The organism is Paenibacillus sp. J22P15 (genome assembly GCF_056269345.1).
On record NZ_JBWDNT010000016.1, the window covers coordinates 90,065 to 111,705 of the forward strand.

Annotated in this window: 16 protein-coding genes; 3 read left to right on the forward strand and 13 right to left on the reverse strand. The window is 44.3% G+C overall.

What is annotated here, in order from left to right; genetic code table 11:
- Positions 1-154: 154 nt before the first annotated feature.
- Both AC0YN6_RS23800 and AC0YN6_RS23805 read right to left on the reverse strand, forming a co-directional pair.
- Positions 155-1,675, reverse strand: coding sequence for a response regulator (locus AC0YN6_RS23800; RefSeq protein WP_475749873.1), 1,521 nt, complete (start codon positions 1,673-1,675; stop codon positions 155-157).
- Positions 1,668-3,485, reverse strand: coding sequence for a sensor histidine kinase (locus tag AC0YN6_RS23805; protein WP_475749875.1), 1,818 nt, complete (start codon positions 3,483-3,485; stop codon positions 1,668-1,670). Before AC0YN6_RS23805 ends, AC0YN6_RS23800 begins: the two co-directional genes overlap by 8 nt.
- Before the next feature lie 220 nt (positions 3,486-3,705).
- Between AC0YN6_RS23805 and AC0YN6_RS23810 the strand changes: the two genes are divergently transcribed.
- Positions 3,706-3,930, forward strand: a complete 225-nt coding sequence (locus tag AC0YN6_RS23810) for a hypothetical protein (RefSeq protein WP_475749877.1) — start codon at positions 3,706-3,708, stop codon at positions 3,928-3,930.
- Between the two features lie 148 nt (positions 3,931-4,078).
- A complete protein-coding gene (locus tag AC0YN6_RS23815; RefSeq protein ID WP_475749879.1) occupies positions 4,079-4,375 on the forward strand; it encodes a hypothetical protein in 297 nt (98 codons plus the stop codon).
- 502 nt (positions 4,376-4,877) lie between these two features.
- Here the strand turns inward: AC0YN6_RS23815 and AC0YN6_RS23820 are convergent.
- Genes AC0YN6_RS23820 through AC0YN6_RS23845 form a run of 6 tightly spaced genes read right to left on the reverse strand, consistent with a single transcriptional unit; the run spans position 4,878 to position 13,232 of the window.
- On the reverse strand, positions 4,878-5,915 hold the full coding sequence (locus AC0YN6_RS23820) for a glycoside hydrolase family 18 protein (RefSeq protein ID WP_475749881.1): 1,038 nt from the start codon (positions 5,913-5,915) through the stop codon (positions 4,878-4,880).
- The gene (locus AC0YN6_RS23825) at positions 5,915-8,554 is read right to left on the reverse strand and encodes a transglutaminase domain-containing protein (protein WP_475749883.1); all 2,640 of its coding nucleotides are present in this window, start codon (positions 8,552-8,554) and stop codon (positions 5,915-5,917) included. The genes AC0YN6_RS23820 and AC0YN6_RS23825 overlap by 1 nt, the downstream gene beginning before the upstream one ends.
- A gap of 6 nt (positions 8,555-8,560) precedes the next feature.
- Entirely contained in the window at positions 8,561-9,586 is a 1,026-nt protein-coding gene (locus AC0YN6_RS23830) for a carbohydrate-binding family 9-like protein (RefSeq protein ID WP_475749884.1), read from the reverse strand.
- A gap of 41 nt (positions 9,587-9,627) precedes the next feature.
- Positions 9,628-10,506, reverse strand: coding sequence for a sugar phosphate isomerase/epimerase family protein (locus tag AC0YN6_RS23835; RefSeq protein ID WP_475749886.1), 879 nt, complete (start codon positions 10,504-10,506; stop codon positions 9,628-9,630).
- 33 nt (positions 10,507-10,539) lie between these two features.
- A complete protein-coding gene (locus AC0YN6_RS23840) occupies positions 10,540-11,826 on the reverse strand; it encodes an alpha-L-fucosidase (protein ID WP_475749888.1) in 1,287 nt (428 codons plus the stop codon).
- Between the two features lie 20 nt (positions 11,827-11,846).
- On the reverse strand, positions 11,847-13,232 hold the full coding sequence (locus AC0YN6_RS23845) for an alpha-L-fucosidase (protein ID WP_475749889.1): 1,386 nt from the start codon (positions 13,230-13,232) through the stop codon (positions 11,847-11,849).
- A 136-nt stretch (positions 13,233-13,368) separates the two neighbouring features.
- On the opposite strand from AC0YN6_RS23845, the gene AC0YN6_RS23850 reads away from it, so the two are divergent.
- Positions 13,369-15,669, forward strand: a complete 2,301-nt coding sequence (locus AC0YN6_RS23850; RefSeq protein ID WP_475749891.1) for an AraC family transcriptional regulator — start codon at positions 13,369-13,371, stop codon at positions 15,667-15,669.
- A 92-nt stretch (positions 15,670-15,761) separates the two neighbouring features.
- On the opposite strand, the gene AC0YN6_RS23855 is transcribed toward AC0YN6_RS23850, so the two are convergent.
- The 5 genes from AC0YN6_RS23855 to AC0YN6_RS23875 all read right to left on the reverse strand — a co-directional run bounded on the left by AC0YN6_RS23855 (position 15,762) and on the right by AC0YN6_RS23875 (position 21,410).
- Positions 15,762-17,375, reverse strand: a complete 1,614-nt coding sequence (locus AC0YN6_RS23855) for an extracellular solute-binding protein (RefSeq protein WP_475749892.1) — start codon at positions 17,373-17,375, stop codon at positions 15,762-15,764.
- A 41-nt stretch (positions 17,376-17,416) separates the two neighbouring features.
- Positions 17,417-18,325, reverse strand: a complete 909-nt coding sequence (locus AC0YN6_RS23860; protein WP_475749894.1) for a carbohydrate ABC transporter permease — start codon at positions 18,323-18,325, stop codon at positions 17,417-17,419.
- 18 nt (positions 18,326-18,343) lie between these two features.
- A complete protein-coding gene (locus AC0YN6_RS23865; protein ID WP_475749921.1) occupies positions 18,344-19,306 on the reverse strand; it encodes an ABC transporter permease in 963 nt (320 codons plus the stop codon).
- Between the two features lie 509 nt (positions 19,307-19,815).
- The gene (locus AC0YN6_RS23870; RefSeq protein WP_475749896.1) at positions 19,816-20,724 is read right to left on the reverse strand and encodes an ABC transporter ATP-binding protein; all 909 of its coding nucleotides are present in this window, start codon (positions 20,722-20,724) and stop codon (positions 19,816-19,818) included.
- Positions 20,724-21,410: an ABC transporter permease gene (locus AC0YN6_RS23875; protein ID WP_475749898.1), complete on the reverse strand. Its 687-nt coding sequence runs from the start codon at positions 21,408-21,410 to the stop codon at positions 20,724-20,726. Before AC0YN6_RS23875 ends, AC0YN6_RS23870 begins: the two co-directional genes overlap by 1 nt.
- Positions 21,411-21,641: the final 231 nt, after the last annotated feature.

A 21,641-nucleotide genomic window follows, 5' to 3' on the forward strand; every position in this document is an offset into this window, starting at 1 on the left:
TGTTGAGTAAGCATACGCTTTCTTTTTGCTTAACCCTTTCTCTCGTTGCGTCTCAAGGGCTTACTTAAAAATAACGGATGTAACGGTTTTCAAATAGAGAACAAATTAAAGGTATGGTGTACAAATTAAAGAAAAAAGACGGCTTAGTCTTTAATCAGTGCAGTCCTTTATAATCAGTCGGGGAAATTCCTACGTATTTTTTGAATTGTTTGTAGAAATATCCAGTTTCCCAGTACCCCACCTGCATTGCAATCTCCTGTACCTTTAATTGTGTTTCTTTCAGCATTTCCTTAGCCTTTCCAATTCGGTACTTATTGATGTATTCAGTAAAGGTTTCTTGCGTTTCCTTCTGAAACAATTGTCCGAGGTAGACAGGGTGGATGTTGTATTGCTGACTGAGCGATTTGAGCGATAACGCTTGCGCGTAGTTTTCATGCACATAGCCCAGCAGCTGCTGAATAATTGGACTCTTCACATCGCGCATAAGTGAATCTACGGTTAATGTTGCTGCTTCCTTGACGACTGACGCCAAGCCTTCAATCGTATCGGCTTGCATAATCTGCACAAAACCAGCCTTGAACAAATCAGGCTGATCTGCTTGCTTAATTTCTTTGAGCTCCATCTTGAAACGGATCATCATCTCAATTGCCATGCTTTGAATGGACTCCGGTGTAACCCCCTCCAACGTCTGATAAAGCTCAAACTCTGCATCAATGGCTGCTTGAAGGCTTTCCAGATCCTTCGCTTTAATCAGCTTCGAGTAAGAGGACCAGTCAAGCGTTTGAATCGCTTTATTCTCTAAGCCATTCTTCTCCGTAATCAAGCCATAATCCAATATCTCAGGCTCATCAAACAGTAAAAAATATTCCTGTGCCTTCTTCGCATGAGCATAGCTCAGAGGAGCATCCTCCCCCATCGCCCTCACGCTTCCCAGCGAAATTCGAATGGGACTCGGAGCGAGCCGTTTTTGCATATTGCCAAGTACACTCATCGCCTTCTCTTTGCCTGCAATGGGATCCTCCAGCATAAATACGATAACGAGATCGCCATCAATGTCCACAAATGGCAGCATCGATGAATCTTGGACGGCGAGCCGCTGCGCTGCTTCGTAAGACGGCTCAAACTGACTCTCCGTTCGAAGAACGGCCGTTACTAAATACGGTGCATCAAGCCGAATGTCCAGCATATCTGTCCGTTCACTCAGCTCGTTTGGCGCGATACGTCCAGTTAACCACCGATACAATATATTATCCCTAAGAATACGAATATCATAATCACTAAATAATCGGTCGGGTCTTGTCGTATTCAGCTTGTCGATCGTGTTGACAAGCGTTTCCTGCAGCTCGTCGATATTAATCGGTTTCAGCAAATAATTTTCTACTCCAAGCTTCAAGCCTGTCTTAATGTAGTCGAATTCATTGTAGCCGCTCAAAATGATAACCTTCAAATCAGGTCGAAAGTGTCTCGCATTACGAATCAAGGTTAGACCATCCATAATCGGCATGGAAATGTCTGTTAACAAGATGTCCACCGACGATTCCTTAAGCGCTTCTAGCGCGTCTTGGCCATTTTCTGCGGAGCCTACGATTTCAAGGCCGTAAGCTGACCAATCAATAATATCGAACAATCCCTCGATGATGAAGGGCTCATCATCGACTATGAATACTCTATACATGCTGTACCTCTTCCTCAATTGGAAATTCAATCGTTATGATCGTCCCAACACCTAACGTACTTTTAATTTCTAGACCATAATCACTGCCATAGAGCAGCCTTAGTCTCTCATGCACACTGCGCAGACCAAAGGAATCGCCAACTTCCTCTACAGAATCAAGCGTATGACGAATCAACTCCAGTCGTTTAGGTTCGATTCCGATACCGTTATCCTCCACTTGAATGCGCACCCGCCCCTCTGTCTCCATAACACTGATCTTGATATGATTATCCGTTCTGCGGGACTGAAGACCGTGCACAACGTAATTTTCGATAATTGGCTGAAGCGCCATGCTCATAATTTTTTTCAAGGTTAAGCTTTCGGCGCAAACAATTTCATAAGATAGCCTGTCCTTATAACGAATACGAAACAGCTCCAAATAAAGTCGAGACGTCTCAAGCTCATCCTTGAGCGTATTTTCATCTTTTGGCTGCACAAAGCTTTTGAATAGAACCGACAAACTGTAAATCATTTCGCCTACATCCTTTGCACCCTGGGACACCGCCCGCATACGGATCACTTCCAACGTGTTGTAAAGAAAGTGAGGATTGACCCTAGCTTGCAGAGCAGCAAGCTCCGTATGCTTTTGCTTAATCTCCGCTTTATATACACGGTCGATATGACGAGTCAGCTCACCCAGCATGTCGTTAAAGCTTCTAGAAATTTGTCCAAGCTCGTCCTCCTTGTCATCTTGGATACGTGCCGACAAATCACCGTTTTCCACCTTACGCATGAAACGAATTATTTTGTTCGTTCGTTTCGCAAAATTTACGACAAACAAAATAGGCACAAGCAGCATCACAATGATACAAATTGCGGTAATCAATATAAAGGTATGCTTTACCCCTTGATACGCGGCAGCAACCTCAGCTTTCGGCGCCACGCCTACCACCATATAGCCCGCTTGATTGTGAGTAAGCGTCGTCACATACGACTCCTGCTCAAGCATTGCTGTATCAAATAGTGATTCAATCTTATCTTTATAGGGATATCGGGTGCCATAATAGCGGTTTGAAGAGTCGAACATTACTTCGCCTGACGGACCTAATACGAGAATGTAACCTTTTAGTTGATCCTCATAGCTCTCTAACACTTGCTGAATGCGATCCGAATTGAAATAAACGAGCAGCTGTCCTATGTTTTGTAATGTGTTTTTTTCTGTAATTGATACCCGTATAGCGTACAGATTAGGCTCATACTGTCCAATTGCATGACGCACCCAAACATTAGGTACAGTCATATTATTATTCTCCAATGCCATCGCATCCGGTACATAAGAGCGAGAGGCGTTAGTCGAAACTAATCGGCTCATATGTCCCTGCTTATATGCGAACAAAAACTGCTTCGCCGAGCTGTACAGCATCAGATTCTCCATATCAGGATCGCTGTCCAGCTTATTTTCGAAATAATCGAGCCCCTTTAACATGCCAATATTATCCATATTGGAATTTTGGTCCAACTGATAATTGATGTAATCCTGAAATGGATTTTGTAAAAAGTAAGAAAGCTGTAGAGCTGACGCTTCATTACTGTATACGTCCCGCATTATCGTTTGCACGGATTCATACTTGGAAGTCATATAGCTATTTACGCTGTCCATCGCTTTTTTCTGATTTTGCAGCTCATTTCGAATGATCGATTCCGACGTGATGTTAAACATAAAATAGGAAAAAGATACGATTGTTGCGGTTGTGATTAGTGAAAATAACAAAATCATTTTCATAAAAAGATTATTTTTGACATAGTTGTTATACAAGCTTCTGGCCTTCAAAATAAGCTCCTTTCCCATGCATGATCAGAATTGATCGATGAAAATGATCGGTGTTACAACGTATAATAATACTTCACGATGATTTGCGGACACAAGTAGGCTGCCTGACCTTTGCTCTGAGGCCCCGATTTTTAGAATAGGAGTATGGAAAAGTTGAATGGTACTGCGGTTGGCCGCATACTGTAAAAGTGAGGAAATTCGCAGGATTGGAGATGAGTGCATGTCACTTATCAAAATAATTCGCAATGTCACTATCGGACTTGTATTCGGCATACTTGCAATTGGACTGCTCCCTTTTCTGGTCATTTTCAACTGGGCAGAGATGCTCAACCTAGTGGAACTCGAAACCTCGCCATTATTTATGCTAATGGGACGATTTGTCGGACCGGCATTCCGTACGAGAGGAACGAACCAGTCTGAGCAAAAGCAAGAGCCTGATAGGTAACAAGAAGCAGCCTTACTGTTAACATGAACCGTGGTCCGGAGGAGACATCTTGCTTAAGGTGTCATTCTTCCGGGCCTTTCTTTCTCGCTTAAACAAGCTATTTATAGTAAAATGGGCAAAGCAACACTATACGATTATGAGGTGCCCTATGTCGATTAGCTTCACTACATCAATAATTAGCCGATTAAAAAGAGAAATAGCTGACATTCAGAAGCAAAACATTAACGATAAGAGTAAACGGGAAAAGGCTTTGGCCAAAATAAAACAGCTGCAAAAAAGCAGTAAACTAAGCTCCTCTCCCAGTGATTTAAGCAGCAAAATGACGCAAATCACGAAATTAAACGATGAGGTAGCAAGAATCGATGCTTCACAGGCTGCTTCAGCCAAGCAGCTCGCCGCCAAAAACGCAGAACTTAGGCAGCAGCAATCCAAAAGCAACCAGTAGGACAGGAGCTAATAACCTCAAAGTTAAGACCCTTCACGAGTTCAAATGAATTTGTGAAGGGTCTTTTTGCTATTCGTGCCGTATGAAGAGATTGTCCATTAATCGTAAATTTTAATCAAAGCCGCGCATGCTGCTATTACAGAGAGCTAAGTTGCCTTCGAAACATTCCAGCAAAATGACCCGCTTCGCGATACTCCAGCAAAAATAGATCTAGAATATAGATCTATTTCCACCAAACTGCCCCATTTCACATAATTAAGTCTAGAAAATAGACCTAATACAACGTATCCACCGCCAAATGACCTGCTACGCGATACTCCAGCAAAAATAGATCTAGAATATAGATCTATTTTCACCAAACTGCACCATTTCACAAATATAAGTCTAGAAAATAGACCTATTACAACATATCCACCGCCAAATGACCTGTTACGCGTCTCAGCATCGAGGTATCCCTGTCTCTGTCTCTGTCTCTGTCTCTGTCTCTGTCTTCCTAAACAACCTATTCCTTCAGTCCCTCATAAATCGCACCGAGCAAGCGATGAGTCTCATCGCAGCTGTATTCCCAGAACATCACGCCGCCAAGCTCATTCTCTTTGACGTAATCGCATTTATGCTGTAGCGATTGCTCATCCTCATAAGAGATGAAGCTGGTTCCGTTAAAGAGGAACGGCGCCTTGGCTTCGTCGTCCCAATGTCTAACATAATTGTTCTTATCAATGTATTCCGCTGCTAATGTCGTGAAATCAGGTCCATACCCGCCGGTGCTTCCAGCCATTTGGTGAAGCCCATTATTGCGATTCGGGACATTATTCCATATCCGTGAATAGAATGCCGCGCCGATTACAATTTTCTCCTTCGGTACGCCAGCACGAATGAATAGGTTAACAGAGGCTTCTGTACTGATCCGGAACAAATCACCGGTCGGTGTATACAAATTCGTATGGTGACCCGTCAAAACTTGAAAGCCCCCGCGCATATCGTAGGTCATGAGTTGAACGAAATCCAAGTACTGCTGGACTTGATCCATTTCCGTTCCGTCTACATAATATTGATCCGCGCCAGCCGCAATGGTAAGCAGATAATGTCGTCCGTCAATCGCGCCTTTACGGTCGATTGCTTCGCGCATCGTTTTGAGCAGCAAAGTAAAGTTTGTCTTATCGTCAGGACTAGACGCAATCTCTGCTTCACCATAACAAGGATACTCCCAGTCGAGATCGATTCCGTCGAACGGATAGTCAGTTAGAATTTGAACAGCCGAAGCAGCCATGCGGCTTCTTCCCTCTTCAGTAGACGCTGCTTCAGAGAACCCGCCTGCGCTCCATCCCCCAACGGACAATATGATCGTAAGATGAGGAAAAGCGTGCTTGATCCTCCGAAGATGGTCGATATTTGTCAAATGGTCCGTGTTGATTTCATCATTGCGAACATGGCCGAAGGCAACATTCAGATGGGTTAATTTCATCAAATCTTCCTGTGTCATTTCCGGTAGCTTTGAATCGGCTGCATAGCCGGCCACAATATATTTTCGATTAGTCATTACGTATCTCTCCGTTTCGCAGGCTGCTGCCTTAGGCTCGTTAATATGTGTAAAGCTTCTTTCCCCGTTCCAATCTTGTAACCTGATGATGTATAACGAATTTGGTTCTGATCGTCCAGCACAAAAAGATGCGGGAAACCTGCTTCACTAGCTGGCGGCTTTGATATAAAGTCTGGGAGCGCAGCATATGAGGCATCTCGTACAAACTGTGTGCATGACGGCAGCTTCGGATAACGAGAAGGATCAAACGATGCAGCCCATTCGGAATCACCGACAACGAGAATGATCGGAGCACCGAGTTCTGTCAATGGCTCGGCAAGCTCGCTGAACTCACGGATCAAATGTTTAGTTGGCTCACGTTCTGGTTCCATCCAAGCAATCATTGCCCCGCTACTTCCAACAAGCTCTCCAATCGACTGATCAGAACCATCCAACATCGTAAGCGTATGGCTGCCGTCAATCGACCCAATTACAGGAATATCAAGCGTCGCCTCACGGAATGTCAATGGGATTTCCGTTTGTTCTCCTGTTTGAACTGTGAAATAAGCAAAGCGCACGCATACGGTTCCGTCCTTTAGACGAATGCCCGTAGTCAATCGGTAAGAGCCTTGCTCGATCTCGAATGGTTCATCGTATACGTCCGATTTCCCATTTGGATAGATCAGAGTTTTGTAGATTCCATTCTCAAGCCTAGCGAATGTAAAATTCTCAGCATATGAGGCGGCAGGAGCTTCTGTAGATGTCTCGTTATCCCGAAGCAATCGCAGTGTACCATTTTCATTCTTCTTCGCCTCAAGCACCGCTTCCTCTATGAAAGGCGCATCCTGCCAGCTTTCGTTCACCATAAATTGTGGTTTCTGCTCGCTTGGGTGCAGCCGCGCCGGAATGCCTAGACTTCGACAGATCGCCACGAACATAATATCTAGAGAAACTCGGTCTCCCTTCTTAATTCTGAAAGTGCCTATCGGGTTGCCCTTGCCCTTCAGATTAGGGAGATCATCCCATATACTCCACTCCGAATCGATTTTGCGGGCAAGCTCAACTGGATCTGCCCTGAAACTTCTCATTTCCTCCTCGGAGAAAGCCTCTTGGAAAAATTGCTTATACGGTACGATCATTTCAAACAATATACGCGGACATAAAATATAGCGGACGAATATCTCTTCGGAAAGTACTCCGCGCTGTGACAAAGAGCCGATTAAATGATCATCAAGCACAGGACGGAATGAATCTACCAAATCCTTCTCATTCAAGCTCTCCAGTAACCGAAGCGGCCACTCTCCGTATTCCGCAGTACGTTCCTGCAGGAAGGCTGCGATCTCGCGGCTGTTTCCGCGCGCCTTACGCAGCACCTCCCATACCCGTTCGACAGGGAGACCAGCAGCCCGTGCAAGCTCTGCTGCTTGATCTTCGGTCAGAAAAGTATGTTCATAATTGCTTCGGATAGTCGTTCCTTCCTCAAGACGACAATTGTGCTGGGCAAGCTTATCCTCGGAAAGCTGTTCAGCAGCTTCACCGTTACGTTCCGGCGGAGGAACCATGTCAAAGTCAGAGATACCTTCACATTGCTGTGTTTGACTTAGAACAAGTTCAATATGCTCTTCATCAGCAACCGTGATCTTCTTCTCTCCCCATCTTCCATCCTTTACAGCACGGATCAACAAATCTCCGAAACCTGTCTTAAACGAGGCCTCGCCTTGTTCGTTCGTCGGCAGTATTGCAATCGGATAAAATTCAGCCATGTTGTACAGCTCAAAATAAACCTCTGCTCCGCTAACCGCTCGGCTTTGCTCATCCTTAACAACAACGGTAATGCTCCGCGTAGGCGCATAGCCTTCCAGCAAATTAATTTCTGTAAACCATTCATCGGTGAGTGTAATATCCTCAGGTCCTGAATAATTAGCGAAGATCCGCGTGTTGATCAGCATTGCCCGCCTAGCAGGCGGACTGAACCAGCCTTGATCAAGGCGCGCTTCCGGCTCGCAAGCACCGATATAGTGCCACGTTCCGTCAGCCCAAGCTTCCACCCACGCATGGTTATCATCACAATGCGCCCATCGCGGCGTATACACTTGGCGAGCAGGAATGCCAATACTGCGAAGCGCAGCAACCGCCAGTGTCGATTCTTCACCACAGCGGCCCCGCGCATTTCGAATCATTGTGAGCGGCGAGACCGTACGCAAATCACTTCCGATGTAGTTGGCTTTCTCATGGCACCAGTAATTCGTCTCTAGAATCGCATCTGCCATTGACAAAGGAGCGGTACGATCCGCCAATTCACGATGCAAAATACCGCGGGAGTCTTCGATATCCTCCGTGTTCACTCGGTACGGAAGTACAAAATGCAGAAATAGGTGATCGGGAACCTTCTCTCCCCAAGGCATCTTCTTCCGAATACTCAATGTTTGGCGCACATGGCTCAGAAATAAGGAGCCGTCATAATCAGCCATATCGTTCACCGGCATATAGGCAAATAAATATTTGAGCGCCCAAATTTCTTCTTCCGTCAGCTCCTGCTCAAAAACATGAAACAACTCATTCGCTCTAGCTTTGGCGATCTGCTGCTTCTCACGAAACTTACGCTCAATAAGCTCCATCGCTCCATGATCCAATGAGAATACAGAGGTCTGTATGGTCATTCCTGCTCACTCCTTCCATAGTTTGCCGTCTTCTCTAATACAATAGCTGGACTTTCCATCCGTTGACGGCGTTGTTATTTGAAATAAGGAGCGGGTCGTCTCAATTATAGGAGCGATAATCCATTGCTCCTCGTCATCCATTAACGATTCCGCATCGCTTGTAAATTCACCATGAGCGGCGAAGTAATTACGTTCACGATAATAAAGCTTGCGAAGCTCCCACTTGATGCGTTCATCCGGCGGCAGCTCGAACGATTGTGCCGCGTCTCCTTCAGCAAACACCACATAACCCCAAAGCTCAGGATAATGCATATTAATAAGTCCCATTGGCGACCAGACCCAGTTATCCTCGGGATAGGCTTTGCCGGTGTCCGGATTGATGATCTTGCGGTATTCTCCATCCTGCACCTCTACGCGCCATTCGACGCGAGAGAAGTTCACCCTCCAAAAATCGCCCTCAATCGGCGCTCTTCCTTCAGACGCGCATTCACGCAAGCTGCTCCACGGCATCGCCACCTCAATACTCCACTTCTTATTCGATGCTCCTGGTTGATTCAGCTCACCGTCAATATGCACCGCCGTCTGAAGTCCGCTAATATCCCAGCCGTTCACTGGCGGGCCCCCATCTCGGTAAGGCTTAACTAGCAGCAGATCCCACACCGTGTTTAAAGCATTAATTTCGAACTCATAATAGTTATGGGAATCCCCATCCGGATCAATGAAAATCTCAAAATCATTGTCATAAAAAATAACCGAGTCCCGTTCCGTCAACGTCGCCCATATCTGATCTTCTATTAATTCCGCCGCAAAATAAAAATAGTTATCATCCCACAGCATTTTCACACGGGTCTGCTTCGCAGGTTTTGGACGAAGATCGCCTTCAATATCGACAAAATCTTCCGTCCAATCCGCTGCAGCCCAGAACGGCTTATCGACACGCCCGTCGAGAACGAGCGTATCCGTTGCGCGTCGGCATATATAATGTTTTGGTGCATATTCGATCTTAGGCTCCGGTAATCCGCTTAAACTCATGTTATTGCCTCCACCCATTCGTATTTATCTATGAAACTCGCTTACAATGAACATTCATCCCAAAAGCGGCGCAAATTGTCCATCGCGATTCGTGAGGCAGATTTGCATTCTTCCATGCCTTCAAATTCAATAGTGATATATCCGTCATAACCGGATTCCTTGATAAGCCTAACGATTTTTCGGATTTCAATATCCCCGTGTCCAACGATCGCTCCGCGCAAATAGTTCCCATTCGAGGTTAAAAACCAATCTCCATCACCCGGATGCTGATCATACGGGCGGAAATAAAAGTCCTTGAAATGAATAAGCGAAGCATAAGGCAGATTCTTCTTGACGCCGATAATTGAATTTTCATCTACGCACATAAAGTTGCCGATATCTAACGTCGTCTTGAAATTCGGACGATCAACCGCATGCAGAACACGTTGTACACGGTCGCTCGATTGTACGCTGAAGCCGTGATTCTCAATCGTCGTCGTAATACCGTATTGAGAGGCATAGTCGGCTATTTGCTGACTGCCCCTCACCATAAGATGCAGATTCTCCTCGAACCACTGGATCGTCATCTTTTCTTGTGGAATCGTAAAAGCGGTGACATCGTGCCTCATATGATTCATGCCGAGTCGGTGTACAAGATCAACGTGCTTCTTAACTCGCGCAACTTCCTCGTCGAACAGCTCCTCCGTATCCTGTACGAAATTTGCCGGCATCGAGTAGTTGGACAACGCAATGCCAGCTTCCTTTGCAGTCTCGCGGACAGCATCCGTAAGCTCTGGATTATCCAACAGCGTATATCCGTATGGGACAATTTCCATATGCTCTCCGCCGTTTTCTGCAATCCAGCGAATAGCATCAAGAATGCTCATTTCTCCTGATTTAAGCGCGTTTAGCAAGCTATAAGAGCTCAATCCAATTTTCATCGTTTATTCCTCCTTCGGAATTATACTGTGAAGCTAGTTGTGTGTAACGACCGCACCGGAACCGCCGTACATATCCAGCTCTTCGTCAAATTCAAGCTTAAGTACAGTAACCTCAGCATGTGTATCTTCCGCAGTCATATGAATCCATGTTGTTCCTGGAATGTTGAACCACGGCACCCCGCCATGAATCTCATGCGAAAGCTCTTTGCCGGAGTGAAGCACCGTAATTTTTTTAATAGGATTACATAAGCCTTTCAGGCACACATTTTCTTTCGGATCGTCGTATACAAACAGGTATAACGTCTTCTTATCCTTCGAGATGGTGCTGCCCCCTAAATAATAACGGGTCATAATGCCTTCCTCTGTTCCAAACACCGCTTCTTCATGCGCTCGAATCCATTCGCCCAGTCCTAGTAAAATATGTTCTTGTCTCTTATCAATCGTCCCGTCTTCCATAGGCCCGATATCAAGCAGCATATTGCCTCCCAAGGTAATACAGTCACAGAACATTCTAATAATCTGGTTTAATGATTTATACTTGTTATCCGTACCAACATATCCCCACGAGCTATTGATTGTCGTACAGAATTCCCAAGGTCCTTCCGGCCGAGTAATCGGTATGCCTTGCTCCGGCGTTTTGTAATCTCCATGACCTTGCAGACGCGAGTTAATGATAATATCTGGGTTGAACGATTGAAGGTACTGCTTGAACGCTGGTAAATTCCACTGCTCAGCGCTACGTTCCCAATCACCATCGAACCAGAGCAGATCAACCTTCCCATAGTTCGTCAATATCTCCTTCAATTGATCATCGTTAAACTGCAGAAATGCCTTCCATTTCTCTTCATCCTGTACACCGTCAACAGGGCTCGAATATTTGTTCACATTGCTCAAATCGTCAGGTACCTTACCGTCTGCATACACGCTCGGATAATCAGGATGCGACCAATCGATAAGGGAATAATACATCCCAAGGCGAATCCCTCTTTTTGTAATGGCTTCTGCATATTCTTTTATCAAATCCCGCTTCACAGGAGTCTTCTTCACTACGTTTAAATCGCTGTATTGTGTGTCCCACAAAGCTACACCGTCATGGTGCTTGGTCGTAAGGACCGAGTACTTTGCCCCGGATTTCTGAATCAAATCTGCCCATTTGTCCGCATCAAATTTGGAAGCCGTAAAACCATCCAATTGTTTCATGTAAGCGTCATAGGACATTCTCCCGTTATAGAAGGACCATGATTCGGCCACTCCATCCACCGCATAAATTCCATAATGTATAAAAATACCAAGCTTCGCTTCCTTGAACCACTCTTGCATTATTCACAGCTCCTCTTTGATTACTTTACTCGGAATACGTGTGCAATCGGCGCTTGAACTGAACGCTCACTTTCTGGTATTTGGACAATAATTCCATCCTCAACCTTACGATAACATAGGTTGTCCTGCACGCCAATGAGATCTATTTGACTGAAGGAATGCTGAACAGGAACATACAGTTCCTCTGTCACGATTTCTTGCTCGTCCTTGTACAAGTTGAAAGCATAGATCGTATCGCCTTTTCTCGTAAACTGAAAATTCCCTTCGGAAAATGGCTCACAAATCCGCGTTCCATAAATTCCCTCGCCGTAAACCTTCAGCCATTCGCCCATCCCTTTAATACGTGTTATGGCCGTTTCCGACAGTCTGCCGTCAGGCTGCGGGCCGACATTCAGAGCTAAATTGCCGCCTTTCGCAACAATTTCAACGAGCAAGTGAATCAGTTGCCGAACAGACTTATATTTATCCTCATAACGGAAGGAGAATGAAGTTCCCATCGTTATACAGCTCTCCCATGGCACGTTAAGCGGACGTTCCGGCAATGTCTGCTCAGGCGTAATCACATTTTCATACGGTCCGCCGACGGTACGATCAGCTGACAGCAGCCAAGGCTGGATTTCACGCGCCTTCTCAACGACCTCGCCTAATCTAATGTTTTGGTCACGGTAATCGTTAACCCATCCTGCGTCGAGCCACAGCATATCGATACGGCCATATTTCGTCATCAACTCCATAATTTGCGTATGGGTGAATTGTACGAATTGCTCCCATAGATGAGGATATTGCTTCGGATCATAAGATGGTCCCCGCGACGTAAACGTCCCGCGCTCCATCCCCGGTGTCCAATAATAAGGCGTGTGCCAATCGGCTTTCGAGAAATAAGCAGAGATGGCTAACCCTCTCTTGCGAAACGCATCAAACAGCTGCTTGCAAATATCAGCATTCTTATGAGTATGGAAGGCACAGTCTGGACCCGTAATGCGGTAGTCAGTCGTGTGAGTGTCCCACATACAGAAGCCGTCATGATGCTTGGTTGTGAAGTTTAGATACTTAAATCCATTGTCCGCAGCAAGGTCTGCCCATAACTCAGGCTGAAACCGGAGCGGATTAAATGTCTTGTTTAGTCCAAAGTACTGCCGTTTCAATTCCTCCGCGTCAATATCCCAATCAATACCGTCTCGCGACCATTCCTCATCCTTGTCACTAAGTGCCCACGATTCAACTACGCCTAACTGAGAATAAGGTCCCCAGTGCATCATAAGACCCAACTTCTGATCCTTGAACCATTCCAAACGTTCCAGCAATAGAGGATCTTCGGGCTTGACCCACTGCTCCTCACTGCTATAGTTGTGAACCCCTTGTTCCACTACTTGTTCTTGTTCTTCAGTTCCATTTAATTCGCTCATGGTATACCTCCAACATAATAGGTCTATCGATATATGGACCTTTGACGACTTTTTCCACACTATGTCCAAACTTTAAATTTGTTGTTATGATAAGAATCTATGAAATGGCATGGTGAATAATTAGGGGGCAGAATAAATGAAACGAAACTACTTCAAGTCCAAACTTTTTCTAAAATATATTTGGTCGTACTTGTTCATTTTACTTATCCCATTAATTCTTATGACTCTATTTATTTATCAAAACGCGGTCAGCAATCTACGTTCGGAAATCGAACAATCCCGTCTCAATCAATTAACGCAAACCAAAGTCATTATTGACGGCCGAATGAAGGAGTTAAGTGATATCGCTTCCCGTATCTCCTATGATACAAGGCTTACGCCATTTCGTGTTCACGATTCTTTCTATAGCGGAGAGGCTATTCAAGCATTGGATCAATATAAAGCGACTAGCTCGATCATTAGCGAAATGTTCTTATATTTCCACAAGGATAACAATATTTACTCTGCGAAAGGTCTATCCAGTCTTGACGTATTTGATGATAGCTTCAAGTTCTCCAATTGGAATAAGGAAAGCGTTTTCCAAGACTTAAATAACGTTAAATTTCCAACAATGCGTCCAGCCGAATCCGTTGTTCGCAACACTTATTTGCAAGAATCCATGCTCGCTTATCTTGTTCCTATCACACCAAATAATCCTAATCCTCACGGAACGGTGATGTATCTGATTAAAGAATCCGAGCTTACGAGTTTAATCGATTCCGTTTTGGGCAAATATCAAGGGTTAACTTATATTCTCGATAACCAAGGTCAAATTCTTGTAGACAATCGACAAGGTGAAGCCTTATCGAGTGCGGATGCGGCTTCGTTATTCGGCCTCAAGCCCGGCATTCACGATAAAGTATTAAATGGTAAGCCGCATTCCATCGTATCCGTAACCTCAGAGAACAACGGCTGGACGTATGTGACGGTAATGCCAAGCTCACAATTTTTCAGCAGCGTTGTACATGTCCAAAGCTTCATCATCATGTTATTCATCATCGTCGTTATAGTCGGTGCAGCAATTGCTCTCTTGCTGGCAAGAATGCAATATCAGCCGATCTCTACGCTAGTAGAGTTCGCAAATTCTAAATTCAAACCAAAGCATGCTGAGGACAACTTTACCGCAACTGGCAATGAACTTGATCGAATTCGAACAGCGCTGCAGGATTACAGCTCGCGTGTAGATCTTCAGGAGCCGTACGCCCGCAATCACTTTCTTTCCATGCTGCTCAAATTCGGGAATGCTCAAAGTCTTACGCCTGAGCTTCAAGAAGCTTTCGATCTTCGTTTCGACCGAACCCATCACTTTGTTATCGTGATCGACTGGGGCGAAATGGAGGATACGCAGGACGAGCGACACGAACGGCAAGAAATGATCGATCTGCTTTCCCAGATTGAATTCCCGGAGCTGGCTGCTCATGCCTATGGCGTAGAGCTCCCGCAGCTCGATCAGCATGCGCTCATTATCAGCTTCAACATGAATACAACCGATGAGGAATTCACGTCTATCAGGCACATTGTCGAAGCGGTACGCTGCAACCTGTTAGAGACGTTTGATGCCACTCCTACGATTGGTGTTGGGACATGCTATTCAAGCCCCAACCAGCTAAATCAATCTTTTATAGAAGCCTGCTCCGCTTTCGAACTGCGAGCAGCTAGCGGCCAGGACACGATCACTTATTTCGAGAAGCTGCACTATACACCGGATCACACATTCTGGATTCCGGACAATTCATTGATGAAGCTCTCTCAAAGTTTGAAGCTTGGGAGCTATGACGTGGCTGCGCAGCTGATCAGTCCGTCCCTTCGGAGCCTGCAATCGTCCGAACTGTCCGCTTTACTGAAGCGCTGCATATGCTTTGACATTTTGAATACGATGTTGAAAACAGCATCGGAGCTCGGCATTCATAATTTGTTACTAGAAATTGCTCCTAATATGATTTATACGCAATCCCTGGAGGAAATGGAGACCAGCTTCCTGAATCTCGCCTCGCGGATTTGCAATCAAGTGGAGCGCAACAATCAGAAAGAAGAACAATCTCAAATTGATCAGATCGTAGCCTTCATTGATGACCACTTTACTGACAATACGCTCAGTCTAGAGACGATAGCCTTTGAGTTTGCCATTTCGCCATCGCATGTAAGCCGGTCATTCAAGGAAAAGATGGGACTCGGCTTCATCCAGTATATATGGCAGAAAAGAATGGAAGAGGTGCAGCATCATTTAAAAACGACGAACGCACCGCTCAAAGACATCATTATTCAAGTTGGTTATTTGGATACACCTAACTTTATTCGCAAATTTAAGAAGGAAACCGGATTTACGCCCGGTCAATACCGGAAGCAATTCTGGGAGAATGGACAGATCGAATCGTTATCCGAACTCGATGATGAATAACAAACGATAGACAAACACCCGGTCATACTCTCGCATGACCGGGTTTTGCTTGTCTTCTTGCTTCATTCTCGGCTCATTTATTAGACTCTGTTCTATCTGTCGTATGCGCTTTGATATAGCTCAACGATACGATCGCCGCCCATTTTTTTAATTTGAGCTTCATACTTGTCCCAATTCGCCAAAGGCTCCTGACCTGTTACAAACTTCGCTTCCATCTGTTGAACATATGTGTTCAGATCCGATAACAATGCGGAAGCCTCGGTTTGCTCTTCATTCGTCAAGTAAACATTCCCAAAAGGAGCTTTCGCGATTGGCGTTAGCTTTTCTGCATTTTGCTTATCGATCCATAGGTCGAATTCGCTCCGAAGGCCTACGTAAACATCACTTGAGTTCACACCCGGCGTAAGAATACCATAGTTTGGTGTCATCGTTCCGCGGTATTCTTCACGATCGATGCCGCCTGGAACAGGAAGCCATTCCTTTTCATGTGTTTCCTTGTTTCTGTATTTCCACAGAAGGTTCTCAGGACCTTGATTGAACAAGGTAGAGCCTTCATAGCTGTATAGGTAATCTACCCAACGCATCGTTGCTTCTGGAGCCGGATTGCTGCTTGTGATGGCAAAGGTGCCGTTCGCAGAAATACCAGGATGCTTGCCATAAACAGGAGAACCTGCAATTTCACTTTGTACCGGCGTCATCAATGGATTGTCCTCGCTTGGTTCGCCGCCTAGCGTGAAGTAAGGGAAATAGTCGTTAAATACAGCAACTTGATTGTTTTTCCCCTTCGCCTTCTTCTGCTCATCTGTTTGCGAGAATGTCTCATGATCCAGCAACTCTTCAGACCACAGACGGTTGAGGAATGTTAAATATCCTTTGTAGCCTTCTTCCTGCGGCGTGTAGTGTACTTTGCCATCCTTATCCGCATAAATGACCTCATCATAAATGCCCCAGAAACCGAGGAAATACATCCGCAAATCGTTTAGTTTAACGGAGGTTAACGGGATTTCATCCTTCTTCCCATTTCCATTCGCATCTTCATCCTTAACACGCTTCAAATAGCTATACAGTTCTTCGGTCGTCTTAGGCTCTGTTGCTCCAAGTGATTTCAAGAACTTTCCGTTATACCACATCGGACCGCGGTACCAAACTGCTGATAAATCGACGTTCGGCAGCGCATAAATATGACCGTCTGGTGTAGTGAACGACTTGCGGATGTCCGGATTCTCATCAAAAATCTTTTTGATGTTAGGCGCATAACCTTCATCAATATATTTTTCAAGAGGAATAAGGACGCCTTGAGATCCATAAGTCACTTGTTCTGCAGGTTTTAGATCCGCTGCATAGAACATATCTGGCAAATCGCCGCTCGCAAATACAAGGTTTTTCTTCGTTGCAAAGCTATCAACCGGAGCGTTCTGGAATTCAAGCTTAATGCCCGTCAATTTCTCCATCTCTTGCAAAACAGACATTTTATTCCAATCCGCTACACCAACATCCTGTGACATCATCGTCAATGTAACCGGTTTACTGACAACCGGAAAACCTTCTTTATTAACCCCATCAGCCGTTTTGGATGCGGACGTTTCCGAACCGGCATTGCTGCCATTCGTTTTCCCCTCATTGTTCGGTGAACCACAAGCTGCTAATAGTGACATAAGGAGTGTCGTGCTCAACAACAGTGATGATGCTTTTTGTAGTTTTTTCATCTAAGATCCCTCTCCCATTTATCAATTATTTATGAGCAAAATCAGCCCTTAACAGAACCAATCATGACACCTTGTACAAAATAACGCTGAAGAAACGGATAAACAGCGATAATCGGTCCTGTTGCTACAATAATAACAGCGTATTTGACCAGTGCAGCGATTTCAGCCTTGTTATTGAGAGCTGACGCTGTTGAAGCGTCCATAACGCCCCCGCCCTGAGCAGACATCTCCTGCAGAACAAGAATCTGGCGCAGCACAAGCTGCAAAGGGTATTTCGCTGCATCGTTTAAATAGATGAGTGCCGAGAAATAGCTGTTCCAGTTGCCAACACCGTAGAATAAAGCCATAACTGCAATAATCGGCATGGACAATGGTAAAATGATTTTCATAAACAGCCGCAGGTTTGTACACCCGTCGATCTGTGCAGCCTCTTGCAGCTCTTTCGGAATCGAAGATTGGAAGAACGTACGGGCTACGATAATGTTCCAGATCGAAGCAGCCGAAGGAATCACAATTGCCCAAATCGTATTGATCATTCCTAATTCTTTGATGAGCAAATAGGTAGGTACGAGGCCCCCGCCAAAGAACATAGTCACCATAAACATTCCCATAAAAAAGTTGCGACCCATAAAGTCTTTACGGCTAAGAGCATAAGCCGCCGGAAGCGTAACCAATAAATTGATCGATGTACCTATTACTGTGTAGAGGATCGTATTACCGTATCCTGTCCATATACTTGAGTTTTGGAATACCCTTTGATAGCCTTCAAATGTTATGCCTTTCGGCAGCAGCCACATTTCACCTGAACCAACTAGCTTAGGATCGCTTATCGAGGCGCTAATCATATAAAGGACAGGGTAGGCTACAATAATGAAAGCCAATAATACAAAGATATAGTTGCACATAAGAAATAGTTTATCCCGTTTAGACTCTTTAACAGCGGAAATCATCGGTTATCCTCCTTTCTTTTACCACAAGCTATTTTCATTCGTACGTCGTACAATCTGATTCACAACTACTAAAATTAATGCATTAATAACAGAATTGAACAAACCGATTGCTGTCGAGAAGCTGTACTGGGCATCCACAAGCCCCGCGCGGTATACGAAAGTCGAGATGACATCCGATGATTCCATATTCAGCGAGTTTTGCAGCAACAATATTTTCTCAAATCCAACCCCAAGCAAACTTCCCATATTTAGAATTAGCAAAATAGTCATCGTAGGAACAATCGTCGGAATGTTGATATGGAGAACTCGTTTGAATCGTGAAGCTCCATCAATAATCGCAGCCTCATGCAAGCCTGGATCCACTCCCGAAAGCGCTGCCAAATAAATGATAGTACCCCAGCCTGCGCTTTGCCATACACCCGAGAACACATACATCGTTTTAAACCACTTCGGATCCGTCAAAAAATCAGGTGCGTCAAACCCCAGCCATTCGATAAAGTGGGTGACAATCCCCGAAGATGGTGACAAGAACGTAATGATCATCCCCGCCATAACGACGACTGAAATGAAATGCGGTGCATAAGTAACAGTTTGAGCTGCCTTTTTAAAGAACCCGCCTTTCAATTCATTGAACGCCAGTGCAAGTATAATCGGTATCGGAAATCCGATAGCCAGTTCATACAAACTAATACTTAATGTGTTCCAAATCAAGTCCCAAAAGTAATAGGAATTAAAAAATCGGACAAAATGATCGAACCCGACCCAAGGGCTGTCAAATATTCCTTTTGTAGGTACGAAGTTCTTGAACGCAATTTGAATGCCGTACATCGGACCATAAGAGAAGATAAGAAAGTAGAAAAACGCGGGTGCAATGAATAAATAAAGCTCCCAATTTTGAAGTACTCTTTTCCAGCCTCTACTCTTCAACTTATCCGGTTTCGGAAGTACGCTGCCCGTTAAAATGCCTTTTGCCTCCTGCATAGCATCACCACTTCCCGGTTTCTTTATTTTTGCTTTAGCATCGTGCTCCGTCATCGGATTCAAGAAATGCTATCGCTTACATTTCCAACGATAGCCGATAACTAGAACGATCGTAAATATGTCATTTTCAGTATCGCGTGAAAGCGCATACTCTAATGAGGAAACACCAATTATCAAATTACCTCGACTATTCTGATAACGTTAAATATGTGTCGTTTTTGTCCCAAAAAACCCACTAATACCGCTAGGCGCAAGTTTTACCAATCACTTTAAGGCTGTAATATTAGCTCCTAATATAGGGGGAAGTGAAAAAATCAAAAATGACATGTATGCGTTTTCATTATTTCTTAGGAAATAATTTAATTATGTTAAGCAATCTGCGTTTACGTCATGCTATCTACTTCAAAAACATATAAAACCTCTCGTCTATGCAAAAAAAGGCTACCCATAAGTTCAGTGAACTCATGAGAAGCCTCTCTATGGTGATTTCGGTTTATACGTCGACCATATTAATCGTGCATGAAAATGTCTTCTAACGAAGGATTATTGGTTTGAATTCCGAATACATCGATACCATTCGAGCATAAGTGATGTAATATTACTGCGATATCAGATTCATCTCGGACTTCAGCAGAAAGATGATGCTGACTCCAGCTTTTTATACTATTCGAGGCTTGAATCTCATCGCGCGCTTTGATGTATGAAATGTCGCTTTTAGGCAATAGCCTAATCGTGACTTCAATACTGGTCTGAAATTGCTTTTGCAGCTGTTCCACTGTTCCAAGTCCTGAAATGATACCTTTCTTCATAATGGCAACTCGACTGCACAGTTTCTCTACTTCATTCAGGTTATGGGACGTCATGAATATCGTTTGGTTTTGACTAGCCAAAAACCGGATAAATTGCTGTATCTCCAAAGCGGATTCCGGATCCATTCCAGAGGTAGGCTCATCAAGAAAGATCAGTTTCGGATTTCCAATGACGGCTTGAGCTACACCTAGCTTTTTCTTCATTCCGAATGAGAATTTTTTGGTTTTTACATGTACCGCTTCTTTTAATCCAACCTGCTCCAATAAATCAAGACATTGCTGTCTCGAAACTTCCTGTTTTTGTAAACTGGCAAAAAAACGTAGATGTTCAAGAGCGGTATCATTTGAGTAAAATTCAGTATAATCAGGAAGTACCCCCACTTTATGCTTGACCCGATCCAACTGCTTGTTCGGAATGCCGAGAATACGAAATTGCCCACTGGAAGGGAGGACAATTCCTGTAAGCATATTGATGAAAGTCGTTTTTCCTGCGCCATTTCTTCCAAGGAAACCGAAAATTTCGCCTTCGTTAATATTTAAATTAATTCCGCGAACCACTTCGTGATTTTGATAAGACTTCCTCAGGTTATTCGTTTCGATGACAACCATTATAAATCCCTCCTATTCAAACAGATGATCGCCATCCCTACCATAGCCGCGGCAAACAGCAATACGATAATCCATCCCCATGTTTCGCCGTTGAGCATATAGTGGTAAGGGGTTACGTATTTAATCGTCTTGAGCCAAAGCTTCTCCGAGAACATGCCCCAAATACCAAATATAGGAATAGCGAAACTAAGAATTAACCCTGCAAACATCGACATGGATCTTTTAGGTATGAGGCAGGACATCAGAACGCACAAGGCAACCATGTATGCAAGCATAACGAACAAACTGCCAAACGTTTTGTAATAAAATTGATGGGAAAAGATTGTAATGATAACGAAGGAGGCAGCTAAACAGACAAACCAGTACGAGAATATGCCGAGCAGCTTTCCAAAAATAATAGATGACCGGGATGTTTTCGTTACCAAGAAACGAATAGTTCTGCTTTCCGTCTCCCGATTAACGATATCGTGAGATAGGGAGAATATAAACAAAAACCCCATAATGTAAATAAGGAACACAAGCCCGCTTACGTATCCTTCCTCAGAAAGCTGTAGTCCGGTTATGGCAGTGCTGCTTGATACAAAATCCGACAAATAATAAGATACAGCAATAAAAATAGCAATCGTAATCAGTGAAAATACACTGCGAAACGATTGGACAAACTCTTTTTTCCAAATAGCGATCAATACAACTTCCTCCTTTTGCGGCATCATCGTTTTTCTCGTGCTCTTCACGTACTAGAGTATAAACATCGAATCTAACGGGAACCGAAACGTGTTATTACATGTAGATAAACTTTTACGACTCATCGTTTATGTTCTGTTTATTTGAATGGTGGATTTGCATAATTTATGTGGCTGAATGGAGAAAATACGTTTGACATAAATGTTGGAATTGCATATCATATGAATAATTAC

Bases quoted from the DNA above. Each gene is read 5' to 3' on its own strand.
- AC0YN6_RS23800 (WP_475749873.1), bottom strand. From the start codon at position 1,675: ATGTATAGAGTATTCATAGTCGATGATGAGCCCTTCATCATCGAGGGA.
- AC0YN6_RS23810 (WP_475749877.1), top strand. From the start codon at position 3,706: ATGTCACTTATCAAAATAATTCGCAATGTCACTATCGGACTTGTATTC.
- AC0YN6_RS23815 (WP_475749879.1), top strand. From the start codon at position 4,079: ATGTCGATTAGCTTCACTACATCAATAATTAGCCGATTAAAAAGAGAA.
- AC0YN6_RS23820 (WP_475749881.1), bottom strand. From the start codon at position 5,915: ATGACTAATCGAAAATATATTGTGGCCGGCTATGCAGCCGATTCAAAG.
- AC0YN6_RS23825 (WP_475749883.1), bottom strand. From the start codon at position 8,554: ATGACCATACAGACCTCTGTATTCTCATTGGATCATGGAGCGATGGAG.
- AC0YN6_RS23830 (WP_475749884.1), bottom strand. From the start codon at position 9,586: ATGAGTTTAAGCGGATTACCGGAGCCTAAGATCGAATATGCACCAAAA.
- AC0YN6_RS23835 (WP_475749886.1), bottom strand. From the start codon at position 10,506: ATGAAAATTGGATTGAGCTCTTATAGCTTGCTAAACGCGCTTAAATCA.
- AC0YN6_RS23840 (WP_475749888.1), bottom strand. From the start codon at position 11,826: ATGCAAGAGTGGTTCAAGGAAGCGAAGCTTGGTATTTTTATACATTAT.
- AC0YN6_RS23845 (WP_475749889.1), bottom strand. From the start codon at position 13,232: ATGAGCGAATTAAATGGAACTGAAGAACAAGAACAAGTAGTGGAACAA.
- AC0YN6_RS23850 (WP_475749891.1), top strand. From the start codon at position 13,369: ATGAAACGAAACTACTTCAAGTCCAAACTTTTTCTAAAATATATTTGG.
- AC0YN6_RS23855 (WP_475749892.1), bottom strand. From the start codon at position 17,375: ATGAAAAAACTACAAAAAGCATCATCACTGTTGTTGAGCACGACACTC.
- AC0YN6_RS23860 (WP_475749894.1), bottom strand. From the start codon at position 18,325: ATGATTTCCGCTGTTAAAGAGTCTAAACGGGATAAACTATTTCTTATG.
- AC0YN6_RS23865 (WP_475749921.1), bottom strand. From the start codon at position 19,306: ATGCAGGAGGCAAAAGGCATTTTAACGGGCAGCGTACTTCCGAAACCG.
- AC0YN6_RS23870 (WP_475749896.1), bottom strand. From the start codon at position 20,724: ATGGTTGTCATCGAAACGAATAACCTGAGGAAGTCTTATCAAAATCAC.